The organism is Alishewanella sp. d11, from assembly GCF_049390205.1.
Lineage (GTDB): Bacteria > Pseudomonadota > Gammaproteobacteria > Enterobacterales > Alteromonadaceae > Alishewanella.
Window position 1 is genome coordinate 2,057,693 of sequence record NZ_CP186547.1, and the last position, 16,053, is coordinate 2,073,745.

Annotated in this window: 17 protein-coding genes; 11 read left to right on the plus strand and 6 right to left on the minus strand. The window is 47.6% G+C overall.

Annotation, left to right across the window (positions count from 1 at the left end):
• The first annotated feature begins 2 nt into the window (after window positions 1-2).
• Genes drmB through ACO1PK_RS09285 form a run of 3 tightly spaced genes read left to right on the plus strand, consistent with a single transcriptional unit; the run spans window position 3 to window position 3,741 of the window.
• Complete coding sequence (gene drmB / locus ACO1PK_RS09275; RefSeq protein WP_423185360.1) at window positions 3-1,865, plus strand: DrmB family protein; 1,863 nt, start codon at window positions 3-5, stop codon at window positions 1,863-1,865.
• On the plus strand, window positions 1,855-2,634 hold the full coding sequence (gene drmC, locus ACO1PK_RS09280) for a DISARM system phospholipase D-like protein DrmC (protein ID WP_423188192.1): 780 nt from the start codon (window positions 1,855-1,857) through the stop codon (window positions 2,632-2,634). Before drmB ends, drmC begins: the two co-directional genes overlap by 11 nt.
• Before the next feature lie 57 nt (window positions 2,635-2,691).
• The gene (locus ACO1PK_RS09285) at window positions 2,692-3,741 is read left to right on the plus strand and encodes a DNA cytosine methyltransferase (RefSeq protein WP_423185361.1); all 1,050 of its coding nucleotides are present in this window, start codon (window positions 2,692-2,694) and stop codon (window positions 3,739-3,741) included.
• Window positions 3,742-3,745: 4 nt separating this feature from the next.
• Here the strand turns inward: ACO1PK_RS09285 and ACO1PK_RS09290 are convergent, their stop codons facing one another.
• On the minus strand, window positions 3,746-4,957 hold the full coding sequence (locus ACO1PK_RS09290) for a tyrosine-type recombinase/integrase (protein ID WP_423185362.1): 1,212 nt from the start codon (window positions 4,955-4,957) through the stop codon (window positions 3,746-3,748).
• Window positions 4,958-5,154: 197 nt separating this feature from the next.
• Entirely contained in the window at window positions 5,155-6,015 is an 861-nt protein-coding gene (locus ACO1PK_RS09295; protein WP_423185363.1) for a YicC/YloC family endoribonuclease, read from the minus strand.
• Between the two features lie 145 nt (window positions 6,016-6,160).
• On the opposite strand from ACO1PK_RS09295, the gene rph reads away from it, so the two are divergent.
• The 3 genes from rph to ACO1PK_RS09310 all read left to right on the plus strand — a co-directional run bounded on the left by rph (window position 6,161) and on the right by ACO1PK_RS09310 (window position 8,084).
• The gene (gene rph / locus ACO1PK_RS09300; protein ID WP_423185364.1) at window positions 6,161-6,880 is read left to right on the plus strand and encodes a ribonuclease PH; all 720 of its coding nucleotides are present in this window, start codon (window positions 6,161-6,163) and stop codon (window positions 6,878-6,880) included.
• A gap of 2 nt (window positions 6,881-6,882) precedes the next feature.
• Window positions 6,883-7,527: an orotate phosphoribosyltransferase gene (gene pyrE, locus ACO1PK_RS09305; protein ID WP_423185365.1), complete on the plus strand. Its 645-nt coding sequence runs from the start codon at window positions 6,883-6,885 to the stop codon at window positions 7,525-7,527.
• Between the two features lie 182 nt (window positions 7,528-7,709).
• On the plus strand, window positions 7,710-8,084 hold the full coding sequence (locus tag ACO1PK_RS09310) for a diacylglycerol kinase (RefSeq protein ID WP_423185366.1): 375 nt from the start codon (window positions 7,710-7,712) through the stop codon (window positions 8,082-8,084).
• Here the strand turns inward: ACO1PK_RS09310 and ACO1PK_RS09315 are convergent.
• The 4 genes from ACO1PK_RS09315 to coaBC form a co-directional block, all read right to left on the minus strand.
• Entirely contained in the window at window positions 8,081-10,882 is a 2,802-nt protein-coding gene (locus tag ACO1PK_RS09315) for a sensor domain-containing protein (protein WP_423185367.1), read from the minus strand. The genes ACO1PK_RS09310 and ACO1PK_RS09315 overlap by 4 nt on opposite strands.
• A 129-nt stretch (window positions 10,883-11,011) precedes the next feature.
• Window positions 11,012-11,605, minus strand: coding sequence for a nucleoid occlusion factor SlmA (gene slmA, locus ACO1PK_RS09320; RefSeq protein ID WP_423188193.1), 594 nt, complete (start codon window positions 11,603-11,605; stop codon window positions 11,012-11,014).
• Between the two features lie 16 nt (window positions 11,606-11,621).
• Window positions 11,622-12,080 (minus strand): dUTP diphosphatase, encoded by a 459-nt coding sequence (dut, locus tag ACO1PK_RS09325; protein WP_423185368.1) that lies wholly within the window; start codon window positions 12,078-12,080, stop codon window positions 11,622-11,624.
• 22 nt (window positions 12,081-12,102) lie between these two features.
• On the minus strand, window positions 12,103-13,311 hold the full coding sequence (coaBC, locus tag ACO1PK_RS09330) for a bifunctional phosphopantothenoylcysteine decarboxylase/phosphopantothenate--cysteine ligase CoaBC (protein WP_423185369.1): 1,209 nt from the start codon (window positions 13,309-13,311) through the stop codon (window positions 12,103-12,105).
• Between the two features lie 93 nt (window positions 13,312-13,404).
• On the opposite strand from coaBC, the gene radC reads away from it, so the two are divergent.
• From radC to mutM, 5 genes are all read left to right on the plus strand, one after another.
• Window positions 13,405-14,079 carry a RadC family protein gene (radC, locus tag ACO1PK_RS09335; protein WP_423185370.1) on the plus strand — a complete coding sequence of 225 codons (675 nt, stop codon included), beginning with the start codon at window positions 13,405-13,407 and terminating at the stop codon, window positions 14,077-14,079.
• A 172-nt stretch (window positions 14,080-14,251) separates the two neighbouring features.
• A complete protein-coding gene (gene rpmB / locus ACO1PK_RS09340) occupies window positions 14,252-14,488 on the plus strand; it encodes a 50S ribosomal protein L28 (protein ID WP_189434051.1) in 237 nt (78 codons plus the stop codon).
• A gap of 11 nt (window positions 14,489-14,499) precedes the next feature.
• Window positions 14,500-14,655: a 50S ribosomal protein L33 gene (gene rpmG, locus ACO1PK_RS09345; protein WP_008219722.1), complete on the plus strand. Its 156-nt coding sequence runs from the start codon at window positions 14,500-14,502 to the stop codon at window positions 14,653-14,655.
• Window positions 14,656-14,751: 96 nt separating this feature from the next.
• Window positions 14,752-15,234, plus strand: coding sequence for a hypothetical protein (locus tag ACO1PK_RS09350; RefSeq protein ID WP_423185371.1), 483 nt, complete (start codon window positions 14,752-14,754; stop codon window positions 15,232-15,234).
• 2 nt (window positions 15,235-15,236) lie between these two features.
• Window positions 15,237-16,049: a bifunctional DNA-formamidopyrimidine glycosylase/DNA-(apurinic or apyrimidinic site) lyase gene (gene mutM, locus ACO1PK_RS09355; RefSeq protein ID WP_423185372.1), complete on the plus strand. Its 813-nt coding sequence runs from the start codon at window positions 15,237-15,239 to the stop codon at window positions 16,047-16,049.
• Window positions 16,050-16,053 lie beyond the last annotated feature (4 nt).

A 16,053-nucleotide genomic window follows, 5' to 3' on the forward strand; every position in this document is an offset into this window, starting at 1 on the left:
AAATGACTATGAATAATAAAACGCTAGTCGGAGAAGTTCGCCCTAGTCAACTACTCTGGACTTACGGACCTGGAGCTCTCATTGATTTACCTAGTCTCTCAGTTGTTACCCTAGGTATCGATCGCTGGAACAAAGAAGACTGTCTTCTCATTCAAGAGTCACGCCTTCTAACCGCAGTTAGAAAGGTCTTAGGTGAGCAGGTCGAAAACCTACGAATGCCGCCATTCCAGAAAAGTGATGCAGTTGATATTTGGTCGCCTGAAGCAAATATTGGCGTACCTGTACGGCCATTTCCGAGATGGCTGCGTTGTGTAAAATGTGGTCTATTGTCTCCGTTTGACGCAGGTCTTTTTGAAATAAAACCCAATAAGTATCGGCCGGAGAGAACTCGATTCGTTCACATAGGTTGCCGAGGCTCGAAAGGGGATCAACCAGCAAGAGACGCTGACGCGGTTCCTGCACGCTTTTTGTTAGCCTGTCGTGCCGGTCATTTGGATGATTTTCCATGGCATTATTTTGTTCATGGTGGCAATAGCCAATGCCAAGGCACTTTGCGTTTTTTCGAAAGTGGAGCGTCTTTGCAAACCGAAAATCTGTGGGTTAAATGTGACGAATGCGGAGCATCTCGAAGCATGGCTCATGCGTTTGGTAAAGCGGGTAAAGAAAATTTACCTCGTTGCCGTGGACGCCATCCGCATCTCGACCATTTCGACTCGGAATGTGAGGAAGAGCCCAGAGCTGTTCTTTTGGGTGCGACCAATAGCTGGTTTCCGATAACTATTTCGGCTTTGGCAATCCCACAAATTAAAGACAAGTTAAGTCAGCTGATTATTGATGGATGGGAAGCTGCGTTTTTTGATCTTGAGTCCGAAGCTGAAGTCTCTGGAGCAGTCAAAAGCCTCAAAAGGCAGGGGATCTTACCGGGAATAGAGAAGTATTCCACGGCCATGATCTGGGCTGCGATTGAGGCGTATCGGAATGGCGGCCAAAACGAACTAGTGAGTGAGTCTGATATTAAAGGACCGGAGTGGGCTGTCTTAATCGAAGAAAACCCTCCTACAGATTACCCACACTTTATGAGTAAAAAAGTCGAGGTCCCTCAGGGTTTTGGCAAGCACATTAGCCGTGTTCTTTTGTTAGAACGTTTGCGCGAGGTTAATGCTCTTTTGGGGTTCACGCGGGTAGAGGCTCCAGAGGAATCCGGTAACCCAGATGAGCGCCCGGTAATGGCAGCTCTTTCGCGGAACAAACCTGATTGGATACCTGCAAGCCAAGTACACGGTGAAGGAATTTTCATACAGTTTGAAGAGAGAGCTTTAGTCGATTGGGAAGCTCAAATTGGCGTATTGGAAGTCGATAAAATGCTGCGCGGTGGTCACGTTGGGTGGCGAAATTCTCGACGACTTGACCCAAATGAGGGCTACCCAGGAATTCGATATGCAATGCTTCATACGTTATCGCACTTACTGATACGAGAATTAGCACTTGAGTGCGGGTACAACGCAGCAAGTATTCGCGAGCGAATCTATGCAGATACATCTGGTGATAGTCCACAAGCTGGAATTTTAATATATACAGCAGCAGCAGATTCAGATGGCACCCTTGGGGGCTTAGTTGATCTGGGTAAACCAGAGAATCTTGGCCGTCTTTTAGAGCAAGCACTAAACCGCTCAAAAGTTTGTTCTTCAGATCCCCTGTGCTCGGAACATAGCCCTGAGAAAGACCGTTCTTTGCATGTTGCCGCCTGTCACGCATGCAGTTTTGTGGCGGAGACCTCATGCGAGCGAGGCAATCGATATCTAGATAGGTCGTTACTCATCAAAACACTTGAACGGTCTAACGCAGCTTTTTTTGGTGACATCTAAAGTGGAGAAGCTTCTCGAACCAATCACTAAACTTGTAGGTTTGATTTCCAAAGATAAAGTTAATAGCCTTGCACGAAAACTGCAGAAGGTAGACGCAGCTAGATCTGCGTCTGTTTTCAACGACGTTTTGACAACTCCTCAAGCATTGGCGATTGCCAAAGAACTTATTGATGTCTGGAAACAGTCAGAAATTAGTGCGAAGGAACTTTCATATATGTTGCTCTCTGCAAGTCATGTGACTGCTGTTGAACAAAAAAATCAAAGCACAGAATTAGTGTGGACAGGTCCAGTCACGCCATTTGTATCTACACGTCGAACTGAGCAAGCACTCCTTGAAGTGATATCTAGTGCAGAGAAATCTCTGTTTTTAACAAGTTTTGTAGCTTATAAAGTACCATCAATTTTGAAAGCATTAACCGAATCCGCTACAAAAGGTGTTCGAATCATCATATTACTTGAATCCTCTAAAGATTTTGGTGGTAGCTTAGACTCCGATTTGATCGCAGCGACTAAAAAAACTCTTCCGTCGTGTGAGTTTGCATATTGGGCGGTCAAGGAAGAAGAGTTTGAAGGTGGGAAGGTACATGCCAAGATTGTTTTGGCTGATGACAAGCGATGCCTTATAACAAGTGCAAATATTACACAGCATGCAATGGAGAAAAATATTGAGGTAGGCGTGTTGTTAAACGGCGGGTCCCTAGTGCAGAACCTTTCACGTCACTTGCGACATTTGCTTGACTTGAAAATAATCCAGCTACTTGAAAATTAATGCCTCGATGTTTAGGTTTAATTTGCTTATAATCGTATTTTTTGTCGGTGTTAATATATGCAAGTCGTAGGGGTAGATCTTTTTTGTGGGGCAGGTGGGTTAACACATGGCCTGAAAAAAGCTGGTATTAAAGTGGCTGCAGGGGTAGATATCGATCCCGCTTGTAAATATCCCTACGAGGTCAATAACGGCGCTAAGTTCTTACACAAAAGCGTGTCGGAAGTTACGGGAAAACATTTACTTAGTTATTACCCTGTCGGCGCAGTAAAATTACTCGCAGGATGTGCACCCTGCCAGCCATTCTCAAAATACGCCCAAGGACGCCCCCGTGATGAGCGATGGGGTTTGCTTTACCACTTTGCTCGACTCGTTGACGAGATGACTCCTGAGTTAGTGACTATGGAAAACGTTCCAGAACTAATCAAGCATGAAGTCTATCAAGAGTTTAAATCGAAGCTTCTAGACTCAGGGTATCATGTTGCAGATAAAGTGATGTTTGGACCTGATTATGGTATGGCCCAAACGCGCAGACGTTTGGTGCTAGTAGCATCCAGATTAGGTGAAATTGATATCATTCCTGCTACGCACAAGCCCGCTGAATATCAGACTGTGCGTAACGCAATTGCACATCTTCCAAGCTTAAATGCAGGGCAAACTCACCATGATGATCCACTTCATCGTGCAGGTGGTTTAACTGAAATCAATCTGAAACGAATCCGAGCTTCAAAACCAAACGGAACATGGCGTGACTGGCCTGCTGATTTGATAGCAAAATGCCACCTTAAAGATTCCGGTAAAGGTTATTCTAGTGTCTACGGGCGGATGTCGTGGGATGAACCGAGTCCAACGATGACAACTCAGTGTTATGGGTTTGGTAATGGTCGCTTTGGTCATCCTGAGCAGGATAGGGCAATATCGCTTAGAGAAGCGGCAATTTTACAATCCTTTCCAGATGAATATAAATTTGCGGATCGACCAGAAAATTACAATCTCACTACTTTAGGCCGCATGATCGGAAATGCGGTTCCTGTAAGACTTGGAGAGGTTGTTGGCTTGAGTATTCGAAAACATTTAACTGCAGTTAATCATTCTTGGCCGATAGTTTGATTAACTAAATTATCTGCCTTAAATAGTTCGCTAAACTCGCTAGCGCCTCTTTCCGCTCATCAAAATAATCATGCTGGTTATAAATCCCTTCCACACCCTGCAGCTTGTGGTTTAAGCAGCGCTCGGCGACATAGCCTGGTACCCCAAGTTGCGCCAGCAAGGTGCGGCAGGTGCGGCGTAGGTCGTGTACTGAGAAGTGCTGTATATCGCCCATTTTGTTCGGTGGTTGCTTCTTTTTGCCCGCTTCATGGCCAAATAGCTTGGTAATGGCGCGGTTTAGCGTGTCGGCACCCATATGCGGGTTTTTACTGCTACGTCGGTTAGGGAACACATAAGGCGATCCTGCTGCGCGGATTTCCAATTCTTTAAACCAGGTTACGCATAGCTCAGGTAGTGGGATAGTTATTCCTACACCAGACTTGCTACGCGCCTTTGGTAACTCCCAAATTCCTGCCTTTAGATCGATCTCTTGCCAACTGGCTTCTGTTAGCTCGCTTTTACGCACGCCAAGCGTGACTAAAAGCGCACAGGCCAGGTAATTCTCTCTGGCAAAACTATCCGTATTTTCCCGAAACACTTTAAATACTTGGGTAAGCTCTTCCAAGGTTAGCGCCCGATCTTTGCTTTGCTCTACGCCGCCGGCATCGCTTACGTTAAAGGCACTGGCAGGGTTGGCACCCACCACATCAAGTTTTATGCCGTGGTTAAACAACTGCTTTAAATACAGCAGGGCGTCGTTGGCGGTGGTAGGGCGGCCGGATTCAGTAATGGTTTCGATAATAAACTGAATATCACGCGCGACCACTTTATTGGGCGAAGCAGCGCCGATATGCGGTGCGATATCTTTGCGGTAAACCCGCTCGGGGATATTCGGGTGCTTAAGGCGTTTGATATTGCCTTTATGCCAGTCGGCAAATAAGTCGTCTACAGTTTGCAGTTGTTGCTGCTTGGCACGTTGTTTTAAAAACAGTGGATCAACCTTTTCTACCAGCAACTGTTTTTTCTGCAGTACGGCTTCAGCCCGCGCTTCGGCCAACGTCATATTGGCGTACTGGCCTAACGTCATCTCGCGGCGTTTGCCGTTGGAGGTATAGCGTAAAAACCAAAAAGGCTTACCGAATCTAGGTACTGTTAGGTATAAACCTTCACCATCGCCAAATCTACCTGGCTCGCCCTTAATTAACGACTCCACCTTCTTTGTAGTTAGGCTACCCATATTCCCTCTCAAATCAGTAAGTTACTTTTTGGTGAGTTACCCACCACTTGCTATCTGAGTTAGTCTAACATACCCACCACTTTACCCACCACTTTTTTGTGGCTTTTGGTGGATAGAGGTGGATTTCGGTAGACTTGGGTTTTGATTAAGTTATTGAAATTATTTGATTAATGCATCTCAGTGGATGTCAGTAGACATCATTCGATGTTTTGGATCTGCTCCCGCATCTGTTCTATCAACACCTTAAGCTCCACCGCCGCATTGGTAATCTCGGTGCTAATAGCTTTGGAGGATAGGGTATTCGCTTCGCGGTTAAATTCTTGCATCATAAAATCTAAGCGGCGGCCGCAGGCGCCGCCTTTTTTTAGGGTGTGGCGGGTTTCTTTAATGTGGGCATCGAGGCGGTCTAGCTCTTCCGCTACGTCGGATTTGGAGGCTAAAAACGCCATTTCTTGCTCTAGGCGGCCTTGGTCTAGGTCGGCTTTTATTTCATTTAGGCGGTTGGTAATGCGGTCGCGTTGCCATTGCATGGCTTGCGGCAGGTGGCTGCGTACAAAGGCCACTTGTTCACCAATGGCGGTTAAACGTTGTTGAATCATTTCTTCTATTGCTGCGCCTTCGCGGCCGCGCCCGGCTAAAAAGTCTTGTAAGGCGGCATCAAAGCCGGCTAATAGCTCAGCTTGCAGTGTATCGAGATCTTCGCTTGGGGTTTCCATTACGCCTGGCCAGCGCAGAATGTCGGCAATATTGAGCGTTGCTTGCGGGGCTTTTTGCAGTAATTGCTGGGCTTTTTGTAACAGTTGCTCGGCAAAGACGTCATTTAATTGCAGTTCGCCAGCGGCTTGGTTGGCTTGGTAGCGTAAGTTAATTTCAATTTTGCCGCGTTGCAGGCTGTTGCGCAGTTTGTCGCGCAGCAGGCTTTCTAAACCACGAAATTGCTCAGGTAAGCGAAAGTAAGATTCTAAATAACGCTGGTTTACCGAGCGGATCTCCCACTGGGCGGTGCCCCAGCTGGCTTTGGTTTCGTGGCGGGCAAAGGCGGTCATGCTATGAATCATACTGGGCTTCCAAACAACTAACGATAAATACAGTTTTGGGAGTATACCTGACTTTTTAGTAATTTGGCTGATTTTGGCGAATGGATAGCCCTAAGCGCGCTTAGCTTCTATAATAGCCGCTAACTTTATCTTCAGGAGTAGCCTTATGCGTCCAAGTGGCCGTACCGCCAGTCAAATTCGCCCGCTGTCTTTTACCCGCCAGTTTACTGCCCATGCCGAAGGCTCGGTGTTGGTTGAGTTTGGCAATACCAAAGTTATTTGTACGGCCAGTGTGGTGGAAGGCGTACCGCGTTTTTTAAAAGGCAAAGGCCAAGGCTGGATCACGGCTGAATATGGCATGTTACCGCGCGCAACGCATAGCCGTAACGATCGCGAAGCGGCGCGTGGCAAGCAAGGTGGCCGCACCATGGAAATTCAACGCTTAATTGGCCGCGCGCTGCGCACCGCAGTAGATTTAAGCTTACTGGGCGAAAATACCATTACCTTAGACTGTGATGTGATTCAAGCCGATGGCGGCACCCGCACGGCCTCGATTACCGGTGCTTGTGTGGCCTTGGTTGACGCCTTTAGTTATATGCAAGCCAAAGGCTTGTTAAAAACCAATCCATTAAAATTTATGGTGGCGGCTGTATCAGTGGGCATGTATCAGGGCAATGCGGTTGCCGATTTAGATTACGCCGAAGACTCTGCCGCCGAGACCGATATGAACTTGGTGATGACCGAAACCGGCAAAATCATTGAAATTCAGGGTACTGCCGAAGAAGCGCCCTTTAGTTTTGCTGAAATGCAGCAAATGCTGGCGCTAGGCAGTGCGGCCATTAGTGATATTGTAAAAGCCCAGAAGCAGGCGTTAGGCCAGGAGTAATTATGAAAGCTTTTCAACGTGAATTTATTGAATTTGCCTTAGCGCGCCAAGTATTAAAATTTGGCAGCTTTACCTTAAAGTCTGGCCGCACTAGCCCGTATTTTTTTAATGCAGGCTTGTTTAATACCGGTAGCGATTTAGCCAAGTTAGGCCGCTTTTATGCGGCGGCTTTGCAAGATGCCGCCCTTGAATTTGATGTGCTATTTGGCCCAGCCTATAAAGGCATTCCTATTGCCACCACCACAGCGGTGGCCTTGGCCGATCATCACAACCGTGATGTGCCGTACTGTTTTAACCGTAAAGAAGCCAAAACGCATGGCGAAGGCGGTAATTTAGTGGGCGCACCACTAAAAGGCCGCATTATGTTGGTGGATGATGTGATCACCGCCGGTACGGCTATTCGTGAATCGATGCAGCTTATTCAGGCGCAAGGTGCTGAGCTTACTGGTGTGTTAATTGCGCTGGATCGGCAAGAGCGCGGTCAGGGTGAGTTATCGGCTATTCAAGAAGTCGAGCGTGACTTTAATACCAAGGTGATTTCGATTATCAGCCTGCCAGATTTAATTAGCTATTTGGCCGATAAGCCGGAATTGGCCGAGCACTTAGATGCAGTAAAAGCCTATCGTGCGCAATACGGTGTGGCTTAACATCGCTTTGCAATAATGTTGCTTTATACTGAGTAACATTCTTCGCCAGCCAACACTGTTGTGCACTAGCATGGCAGTGTTTGGCCTGGTAGTAGCGGCTAGCCGTTAGCCGGTTTGAGGTTGCAGTTCGTTTTCGCCTCGTTTCTTTCGCTTCGTTTTTTTAGCATCGTTAAGGATGGCTTATGCAAAAACCCAATGGTACTGGCCTTGGCCGAATTCTCAAAGCCGCGCGTTGTTCTATGCAAGGCTTTGCCGCGAGCTGGAAGTTTGAGTCGGCGTTTCGGCAAGAAGCGACGCTAACGGTGTTAGCGATACCTTGCGCGCTTTGGCTCGCCAGTTCCGTTAGCCAGTTTGCTTTACTGATGGCCGTATGGGGCTTGGTGCTGGTGGTGGAATTGCTGAACTCGGCCATTGAGTCACTTACTGATAGGGTAGGTTTAGAGCGGCATGAACTATCGGGGCGCGCTAAAGATATGGGCTCGGCGGCCGTGTTTGTTGCCTTAGCGATCGTGGCTTTGGTTTGGGGCGCGGCGCTGTGGGAAAGATTAAGTGTTTAGCTATGCCAGCTAATGGGTTGCTGAAACAAGGTGCTTAGCAAAGCGTGTTGTAGTGCTAAGCCAAGTTGTGTTACCTCGGCTGGCGCGCTGCCTGTCGCCAGCGCCTGATGTAGCTCGAGGTGCTTGTCTTTTATTGTCTGAAAATACGGGTTAGTTGCGTATTTGCTTTGTACTGCTGGCTGTTGTAGCCAGTTTGCCAATTTACAGGGGCTATGCGTTGCTTGTAGCTCCTTGCCTTGAGTTAGGTTTTGTATGGCGCTCAGATACCACTGTCGGTGCTCTGCCAAGCTAATTAAACCTTGTAAATCTGCTTTGTTGAGTAAGGGCACAGTTTGCCATATTTCAGGCATTTGCCAGTTCGCTAGCCAAGCGGTAATGTCACTGGCGGGCATGGGTTTAGCAATAAAGTAACCTTGTGCTAAATCGCAGCCTAAGGCCGACAACAAGACACCATGCAAAAAGCTTTCAACCCCTTCGGCCACGACGGTGCGTTTGAGTTTTTGCGCCAGTAGAATAATAGAGTCGGTAATAATTAACTGCTCTGGATCATCCAGCATTTGTCGAATAAAGCTTTGATCGATTTTGACAATATTGGCTGGCAGTTGCTTTAAAAAAGTGAGCGAAGAATAGCCGGTACCAAAATCATCTAATGAAAAGTCGATACCTTTCTGCTGCAAAGTACGGATTAATTCCGAAGTTTTATCCAGTTGCTCTACGGCGCCGGTTTCTAGAATTTCCAGTTCAAGTTGCGCGTATTGAACGTTGGGGAAGCGGGCAAATTGCTGCAGCAGTTTTTCAGCAAACAGCGGATCATTCAGTTGCATACTGTCAATGTTGACACTGATCCGGCTTTGAAAGCCCTCGGCATTCCATTGGCTTAGCTGGTGTAAGGCTTGCGTAATGACCCAATCGCCCAAGCTCAGCATTAAGGCGTTATTTGCCAAGGCCGGGATAAAACTATCTGGCATCACCAAGCCTTTTGCTGGATGTTGCCAGCGAATTAAGGCTTCAAAGCCCGTAACTTGGCCGCTGCGCAAGGCCACTTTTGGCTGATAATACAGGACAAACTGATTGTCGTTGATGGCCTGCTCTATCTCCTTAAAAAACTCAAACTGGTTGCGTTGTTGGGCGGCAGTAGTGCGGTCGAAAATATGAAAGCTATTGCGCCCAGCCAGTTTCGCCTGAAATAGCGCTTGTTGCGCTTGTTTCAGCAGTTGTTCTGCTTCTAACTGCTCGGCTGTGCCAGCAAAGGTGATGCCAATACAGGCGGTAAGATTGCTTTGATTACCGGCAAGGGTAAAAGGTTTGCTGGCCGTGAGGCGTAACGTATCGATCAGCTTTAAGGCTAATTCAGGATCGGTCAGTTCAGGCAAAATAACGGCAAATTCGTTACCGCCAACCCGCGCCAGAAAATGCTGTGTGGCTAACTGTTGTTTAAAACGGCCAGCGATAAGCTTTAAAACCTTATTCCCAAACTTGTAGCCAAATTGTTGGTTAATGCTCTGAAACGCGTCTAAATCTATGGTAAGTAACGCAAGTGATTGGCTTATGCGTTGTTTTTGCTTGAGTAGGTGCGACAGCTGGCTGAGTAAGAGTTCGCGATTTGGTAATTTGGTCAGTGCGTCAAAGTGTTGTACTAGGTTAAGTTGGCGTTGTTGCTGTTTCAGTGGGGAAAGATCATGAAACAGCGCAATATAGTGTGTAATAGCTCCGGCCGCATTGCGTACCGCCTGAATTTTTAAATGCTCGGCATAGATAGCGCCATTGGCGCGCTTGTTCCATATTTCACCTTGCCAAAAGCCTTTTTGTTTAATTTGCTGCCAGAGCTTGCGGTAAAAGCTGGCGGGCTGTAAGCCAGAGTTTAAAATATTGGCGTTGTGCCCAACAACTTGGGCTTTACTGTAGCCAGTGATTTGGCAAAACGCTGTGTTAACGTCAATAATGCGGGCATTGGGATCGGTTAGCATGATGCCTTCTAGTGCTTCAGTGAATACACTCAGGGCGATTTTTTGCTGCTCATCTACTTGGTGTCTTAAGGTAATATCATAGGCCACACCCAGTATGCCGATGAGCTTACCTGCCTCGTCAATTAATTTGACCTTGCTGGTCTCAACTAATTCTTTATGGTTATCTGCACGGAAATGCAGCCATTCTTCATTGATCAGCGGGGTGGCACTGTTTAACGCTTGAAGATCGTGATAACGAAACAGTGCTGCGCTCGCCGCATCAACAAAGTCATAATCTGTTTTGCCAACAATTTCGGCTTCTGTGGCGTTAAAAAACTGCTCAAAGCGTTTGTTACAGGCGAGATAGCGCCCATCGGGGTCTTTTAACCACACCAAGGAAGGAATATTTTGTAATACCGTTTTTAAAAAACTGCGCTCGTATGCTAAGTGCTGTTCGAGATCACGTTGTTTAGCTAAAACCGCTTGCCGCTCGGTTACATCAGTAAAGGTTGCGATAACAATATTATCGTCGCCCACTTCGCAAGCAATGGTTTGGATATCTGCGTAGAACTGGCTAGTATCTTTACGAATAACCGGGTAACACACCGCATCTTTTAGCACGCCTTGCGCCATAGCTGCAAAATCGGCCAGCACTGCGCTGTGATAGCTAGCAGGATGTAAATCGAGCGGGGTTAACATCGCTAGTTCAGCCAGTGTATAGCCGGTTAGGCTAGCAAAAGCTTGGTTGGCATAGCACAATTGTTGCGTGTCAATATAGGCCGCCACTATGCCAATTGGCAGATTATCTAATAATGCAAGTTTAGCGTTATCTGGCAGTAAGGTATTGCGCATAGTGTCAAAATTTAGCCATGTTTTTGTTTAGCATGGCATAACTCTGTCACAGATCAAGCTGTTTTTAAAACAGTTATACTAAAGCAGAAGCTAGCTTAATGGCTTCTGCTTAGGCAAAGGGGTAACGTATTAACTAAAAAGTTGTTGTTCTAATAAACGCCATTGATTAGCCCAATACTGGGTTGGCAGGCGTTTAAAACCTGAGCGAACAAACTGGTTAATTTTCCCTTCAATGGTGGCCAGCAGTAAGTTAGCCAGCTCTGCTTCGTCGATGCTGAAGCTTTTGCCCTCACGCAGCTTACGTTCGCGCAAACACTGTTTAAATTGGGTTTCGAGCTTTTCAAACAGCGTCGCTACTCGTTCTAACAAGCGTTCTTGCTCACCTTGCAAGGCGTCACCGGTTAAAATTCGGCAAAAGCCAGGGTTACGCTCGGCAAACACCAATACCAGCTGCAGCATTAGGCTAATCCGGGTTTGGGTATCTTTATGCTCTTCGGTAATGGCATTAATGCGCGATAGCAAGGTATCTTCAATAAACTCAATTAAGCCTTCGTACATACGGGCTTTACTGGGAAAGTGCCGATAAAGCGCCGCTTCTGATACGCCGACTTTTTCTGCCAAGGCTGCCGTAGTGATTCTTTGACCATTACTGTTGCTCTGCAACATGGCCGCAAGCGCTTGTAAGATATCTTCTTTACGATTGGGTTTCTTCGCTGTTGTCATGCCTGCAGGGGGTTCCTTACTGCTTACCTGAATGGCCGAAGCCGCCTTCACCACGTTCTGTTTCATCAAAGCTTGTTACCAGGTTAAATTCGGCCTGGATAACCGGCATAAATACTAACTGCGCAATACGATCGCCCGGCTCAATGGTAAAAGCCTCGCTGCCACGGTTCCACATTGAAACCATTAACGGGCCTTGGTAATCTGAGTCAATTAACCCCACTAAATTGCCCAATACAATACCATGCTTATGGCCTAAACCTGAACGCGGTAAAATAGTGGCGCACAAATTTGCATCGCCAATATAAATCGAAATACCCGTGGGGATCAGCACGGTTTGGCCAGGATTTAAAGTTAAAGTACTGTCTACACAGGCTCGTAAATCTAAACCCGCAGAGCCTGGCGTGGCATAAGCAGGCAGAGGGAACTCAGTACCAATACGTGGGTCAAGAATTTTTAGGTCAATGGCTTTTTTCATAACGACTTCTTTACTGTTTAGGTTAGGCTTTGTATTGCTGGCTAATCAGGGCAATAAGTTGCGCTGCCAGCTGTTCTTTCGGTTGTATGGGTAAGTCGAGTTCGCCACCCTGCCAGATTACGCTGAGTGCATTTTGATCGCTATTAAACCCTATTTGGCTGCCCGATACATCGTTGGCGCAAATCATATCTAAGCGTTTATTCAACAATTTCTGCCGTGCATAGTCCAACACATTGCGCGTTTCTGCCGCAAAACCCACAGTGAAAGGGCGTTGCTGGGGTAAGGCGGCAACGCTGGCAATAATATCGGGGTTTTTCACCAGTTTAAGCTGCAGTTCGTTGTCACTGCCTTTCTTTAATTTATCGGTTGCAATGTTGGCTACCCGATAATCGGCTACCGCGGCACAACCGATAAAGATATTAGAGTGCACGGCTGCGGTTAAGGCGGCTTCTAACATTTGCTCGGCGCTTAACACATCAATACGCGTAACGCCGGCGGGTGTTGCTAACTGCACAGGCCCACTGATTAAGGTCACCTTGGCACCGGCTTTCGCGGCGGCAGCGGCCAGCGCGTACCCCATTTTGCCAGAGCTATGATTGCTAATGTAGCGCACTGGATCGATGGCTTCGCGGGTGGGGCCGGCGGTGATAGTAAAGTGTAAACCTTGCAGATTTTTGACAGGGCTAAAAAGTTGTTCTGTTAGGGCGGTTAGCTCCAGCGGCTCTAACATCCTGCCTGCGCCGACATCGCCACAAGCTTGCGCCCCAGACCCCGGGCCAAAAATGTGAAAATTATGTTCTTTTAATGTTGCGATATTTTTTTGAGTAGCTATATTTTTATACATCTGCTGATTCATAGCCGGTGCGACCGCGATGGGCGCATTACTGGCTAGCACGCAGGTGGTAAGTAAATCATTGGCAAGGCCATGCGCTAAGCGAGCAATCACATCGGCACTGGCGGGAGCGATTAAAATCAGATCTGCCCATTTCGCTAACTCAATGTGTCCCATTGCTGCTTCTGCCGCAGGATCAAGCAGGCTGTGACTAACGGGGTTGCCCGATACGGCTTGCAGGGTAAGTGGCGTGATAAATTGCTGCGCAGCGTCGGTAAGAATAACCCGCACATCGGCGCCACGCTCTTTTAAGCGCCGCACCAAATCAGCGCTTTTGTAAGCAGCGATACCGCCGCTGATACCAAGTAAAATACGTTTAGAAGCAAGGGTTTGCTGCATTTGAACATTGTCCCGGCCACATTAATGATGGCATAAGATAGCATGGAATCGATAATTCAGCACCAGTTCAGCTGCTGAGAAGAGGAGGAAAATATGGCAATTACCGATTGGCCTGTAGCGGAGCGCCCTCGTGAAAAACTGCTGGAGCAGGGCGCGACTGCCTTATCTGATGCTGAGCTTTTAGCCATATTTTTACGCACCGGTATTGCGGGTATAGATGCGGTAAGTTTAGCGCGGCAATTATTACAGCAATTTGGCGGCTTAAAACCGTTACTGGCTGCCACGCAACAGGAGTTCTGTCAGGCTCGTGGTTTAGGTGAAGCAAAATATGTACAACTGCAGGCGGTGTTAGAGCTGAGTCGGCGCTTTTTACAGCAACAGCTGCAGCGCACCACAGTGTTCTCTGAACCGGATTTAGTCCGAAAATATTTAAGCCATTTACTTTCGCATGAACAACGCGAAGTCTTTGTGGTACTTTATCTTGATAATCAACATCGTATGATCTGTGCTGAACCGCTTTTTCAGGGCACTATTGATGCCTCGCCCGTGTACCCACGTATTGTAGTTCAACGCGCTTTAAAGCATAATGCCGCCGCTGTTATTCTGGCTCATAATCATCCTTCTGGGGTGGCCGAGCCAAGCCGCGCTGACAGAGCGATTACCGAGCGTTTAACTCAGGCCATGGCCTTGGTAGATATCCGGGTTTTAGATCATTTTGTGGTGGGTGATGCCGAAGTGGTGTCTTTTGCCGAGCGAGGCTGGCTGTAATGAGATGCTGGCCTAACTGGGCGCTTATTGTCAAAGGCGCCAGATATAATTTGTCTTGAGTTTAACCGCGCTTTCGTGTATAAAGTGCGCCCTCATCCATTTTCGGGGCAACCTTCAAGGCCAGAAGGGTGAAAGATAGCTCGAGCTGACGTAATTTTGGAGAAATATTGACATGTCTAGAGTATGCCAAGTAACTGGCAAAGGTCCGATGGTAGGTAACCGTCGTTCGCACGCCAACAACGCGACAAAGCGCCGTTTCCTGCCTAACCTGCAAACTCACCGTTTCTGGGTTGAAAGTGAAAACCGTTTTGTTACTTTACGTACTACCCCACGTGGTATGCGTATTATTGACAAGAAAGGTATCGACGCCGTTTTAGTAGACGTTCGTGCCAACGGTCACAAGGTATAAGGAATTAACAAATGCGCGATAAAATCCGTTTAGTTTCTTCTGCTGGCACAGGCTTCTTCTACACTACAACGAAGAACAAGCGTACTATGCCAGAAAAGATGGAAATCAAAAAGTTCGATCCTAAAGTGCGTAAGCACGTGATTTTCAAAGAAGCGAAAATCAAGTAATCGACTTACAGAAACCCGGCCAACGCCGGGTTTTTGCTTTTTAAGCCCTGCCTACGTTACTATGTTTAGCATGTCCTTTAACACGTTAATGCCCTTATGCTTAAACTCTCCCGCCGCCATTGGAACAATATCCTAATCTTTGTGGTGCTGATTTTAATGTACAGCTTATATGATTGGTCTGGTACTAAGCTTGACCAAGCCACTAAGCCTATGCCGTTAGTGCCTGAACAAGCGCAGCTGCTGAGTGTTTCTGTGGCCAATCAACGGTTAGTTAGGGTGGCTGGGCAATGGCAGCTGCAACCCGGTGGTGTGAGTGCAAATGCGCAGCAAATGGCCAGCGCTTGGCAGTTTAGTATACTGCCTTTAGCCAGTGCGCAGGTGCAGCCAGACTGGGTCCCAGTGGCACAGGCAAGTTTGCAATTAGTGGGTGAGATTGCGCCGCAAATTTGGTTACTTTACCCTGATCCTACCTTGGGTAATGCATCCAGTCAACCCAGCTATTTGCTGCAGCAAGTGGGGCAGGGATCGCTGTATCAGCTTAATGCTGCACAAGCCCGTTTATTATTTTTATTGGAGTAAGCATGCCGGAATTACCTGAAGTTGAGGTGTCTCGTTTAGGGATCAGTCCGCATTTAGCCCAGCAGACCCTGGTCAAGGTGATTGCTCGGCAACGACAATTACGCTGGTGGGTGCCGGATGAGGTGGTGGAGCTGGTTAATCAGCCTATCTTATCGGTGAGCCGCCGCGCGAAATATTTACTGTTAGAATTGCCTGCTGGCTGCATTCTTTTGCACTTAGGCATGTCAGGCCATTTAAAAGTGGTGCCTGCTGCTTTGCCTGCCGAAAAACATGATCATGTCGATTTTGTGTTAAGCAATGGCCAAGCGCTGCGTTTAAACGATACCCGTCGCTTTGGCGCGGTGTTATGGCAAGCGCACGAAACGGTGCATCCCTTATTGGCCACACTGGGGCCTGAGCCGTTAACCGAGGCCTTTAGTGCAGAGACGTTGCTGGCCGCTTGTGCTAAACGCAGTGCTGCGATCAAGTTAGTGTTAATGGATAACCATGTCGTGGTAGGCGTGGGGAATATCTATGCCAATGAGGCGTTATTTAAAGCGGGCATTGCCCCGCAGATGCCGGCTAATCAAGTTAGTGCCGCTAAATTAAGCATATTAGCCTCCGTAGTAAAAGAGACCTTGGCGGCGGCTATTGTGCAGGGCGGTACTACACTGCGCGATTTTAGTCAGGTTGATGGTAAACCGGGCTATTTTAAGCAGGAACTGCTGGTGTATGGCCGTGGTGGCGAGGCGTGTGTGCAATGTAATAATCCATTACAAGAAATTCGGCTTGGTCAGCGCAGCACGGTATTTTGCTCGGTTTGCCAGCCGTTGTAACGGC

Excerpts from the sequence above, each read along its gene's own strand:
- drmB (WP_423185360.1), top strand. The coding sequence starts at position 3 with ATGACTATGAATAATAAAACGCTAGTCGGAGAAGTTCGCCCTAGTCAA.
- ACO1PK_RS09285 (WP_423185361.1), top strand. The coding sequence starts at position 2,692 with ATGCAAGTCGTAGGGGTAGATCTTTTTTGTGGGGCAGGTGGGTTAACA.
- ACO1PK_RS09290 (WP_423185362.1), bottom strand. The coding sequence starts at position 4,957 with ATGGGTAGCCTAACTACAAAGAAGGTGGAGTCGTTAATTAAGGGCGAG.
- ACO1PK_RS09295 (WP_423185363.1), bottom strand. The coding sequence starts at position 6,015 with ATGATTCATAGCATGACCGCCTTTGCCCGCCACGAAACCAAAGCCAGC.
- rph (WP_423185364.1), top strand. The coding sequence starts at position 6,161 with ATGCGTCCAAGTGGCCGTACCGCCAGTCAAATTCGCCCGCTGTCTTTT.
- pyrE (WP_423185365.1), top strand. The coding sequence starts at position 6,883 with ATGAAAGCTTTTCAACGTGAATTTATTGAATTTGCCTTAGCGCGCCAA.
- ACO1PK_RS09310 (WP_423185366.1), top strand. The coding sequence starts at position 7,710 with ATGCAAAAACCCAATGGTACTGGCCTTGGCCGAATTCTCAAAGCCGCG.
- ACO1PK_RS09315 (WP_423185367.1), bottom strand. The coding sequence starts at position 10,882 with ATGCGCAATACCTTACTGCCAGATAACGCTAAACTTGCATTATTAGAT.
- slmA (WP_423188193.1), bottom strand. The coding sequence starts at position 11,605 with ATGACAACAGCGAAGAAACCCAATCGTAAAGAAGATATCTTACAAGCG.
- dut (WP_423185368.1), bottom strand. The coding sequence starts at position 12,080 with ATGAAAAAAGCCATTGACCTAAAAATTCTTGACCCACGTATTGGTACT.
- coaBC (WP_423185369.1), bottom strand. The coding sequence starts at position 13,311 with ATGCAGCAAACCCTTGCTTCTAAACGTATTTTACTTGGTATCAGCGGC.
- radC (WP_423185370.1), top strand. The coding sequence starts at position 13,405 with ATGGCAATTACCGATTGGCCTGTAGCGGAGCGCCCTCGTGAAAAACTG.
- rpmB (WP_189434051.1), top strand. The coding sequence starts at position 14,252 with ATGTCTAGAGTATGCCAAGTAACTGGCAAAGGTCCGATGGTAGGTAAC.
- rpmG (WP_008219722.1), top strand. The coding sequence starts at position 14,500 with ATGCGCGATAAAATCCGTTTAGTTTCTTCTGCTGGCACAGGCTTCTTC.
- ACO1PK_RS09350 (WP_423185371.1), top strand. The coding sequence starts at position 14,752 with ATGCTTAAACTCTCCCGCCGCCATTGGAACAATATCCTAATCTTTGTG.
- mutM (WP_423185372.1), top strand. The coding sequence starts at position 15,237 with ATGCCGGAATTACCTGAAGTTGAGGTGTCTCGTTTAGGGATCAGTCCG.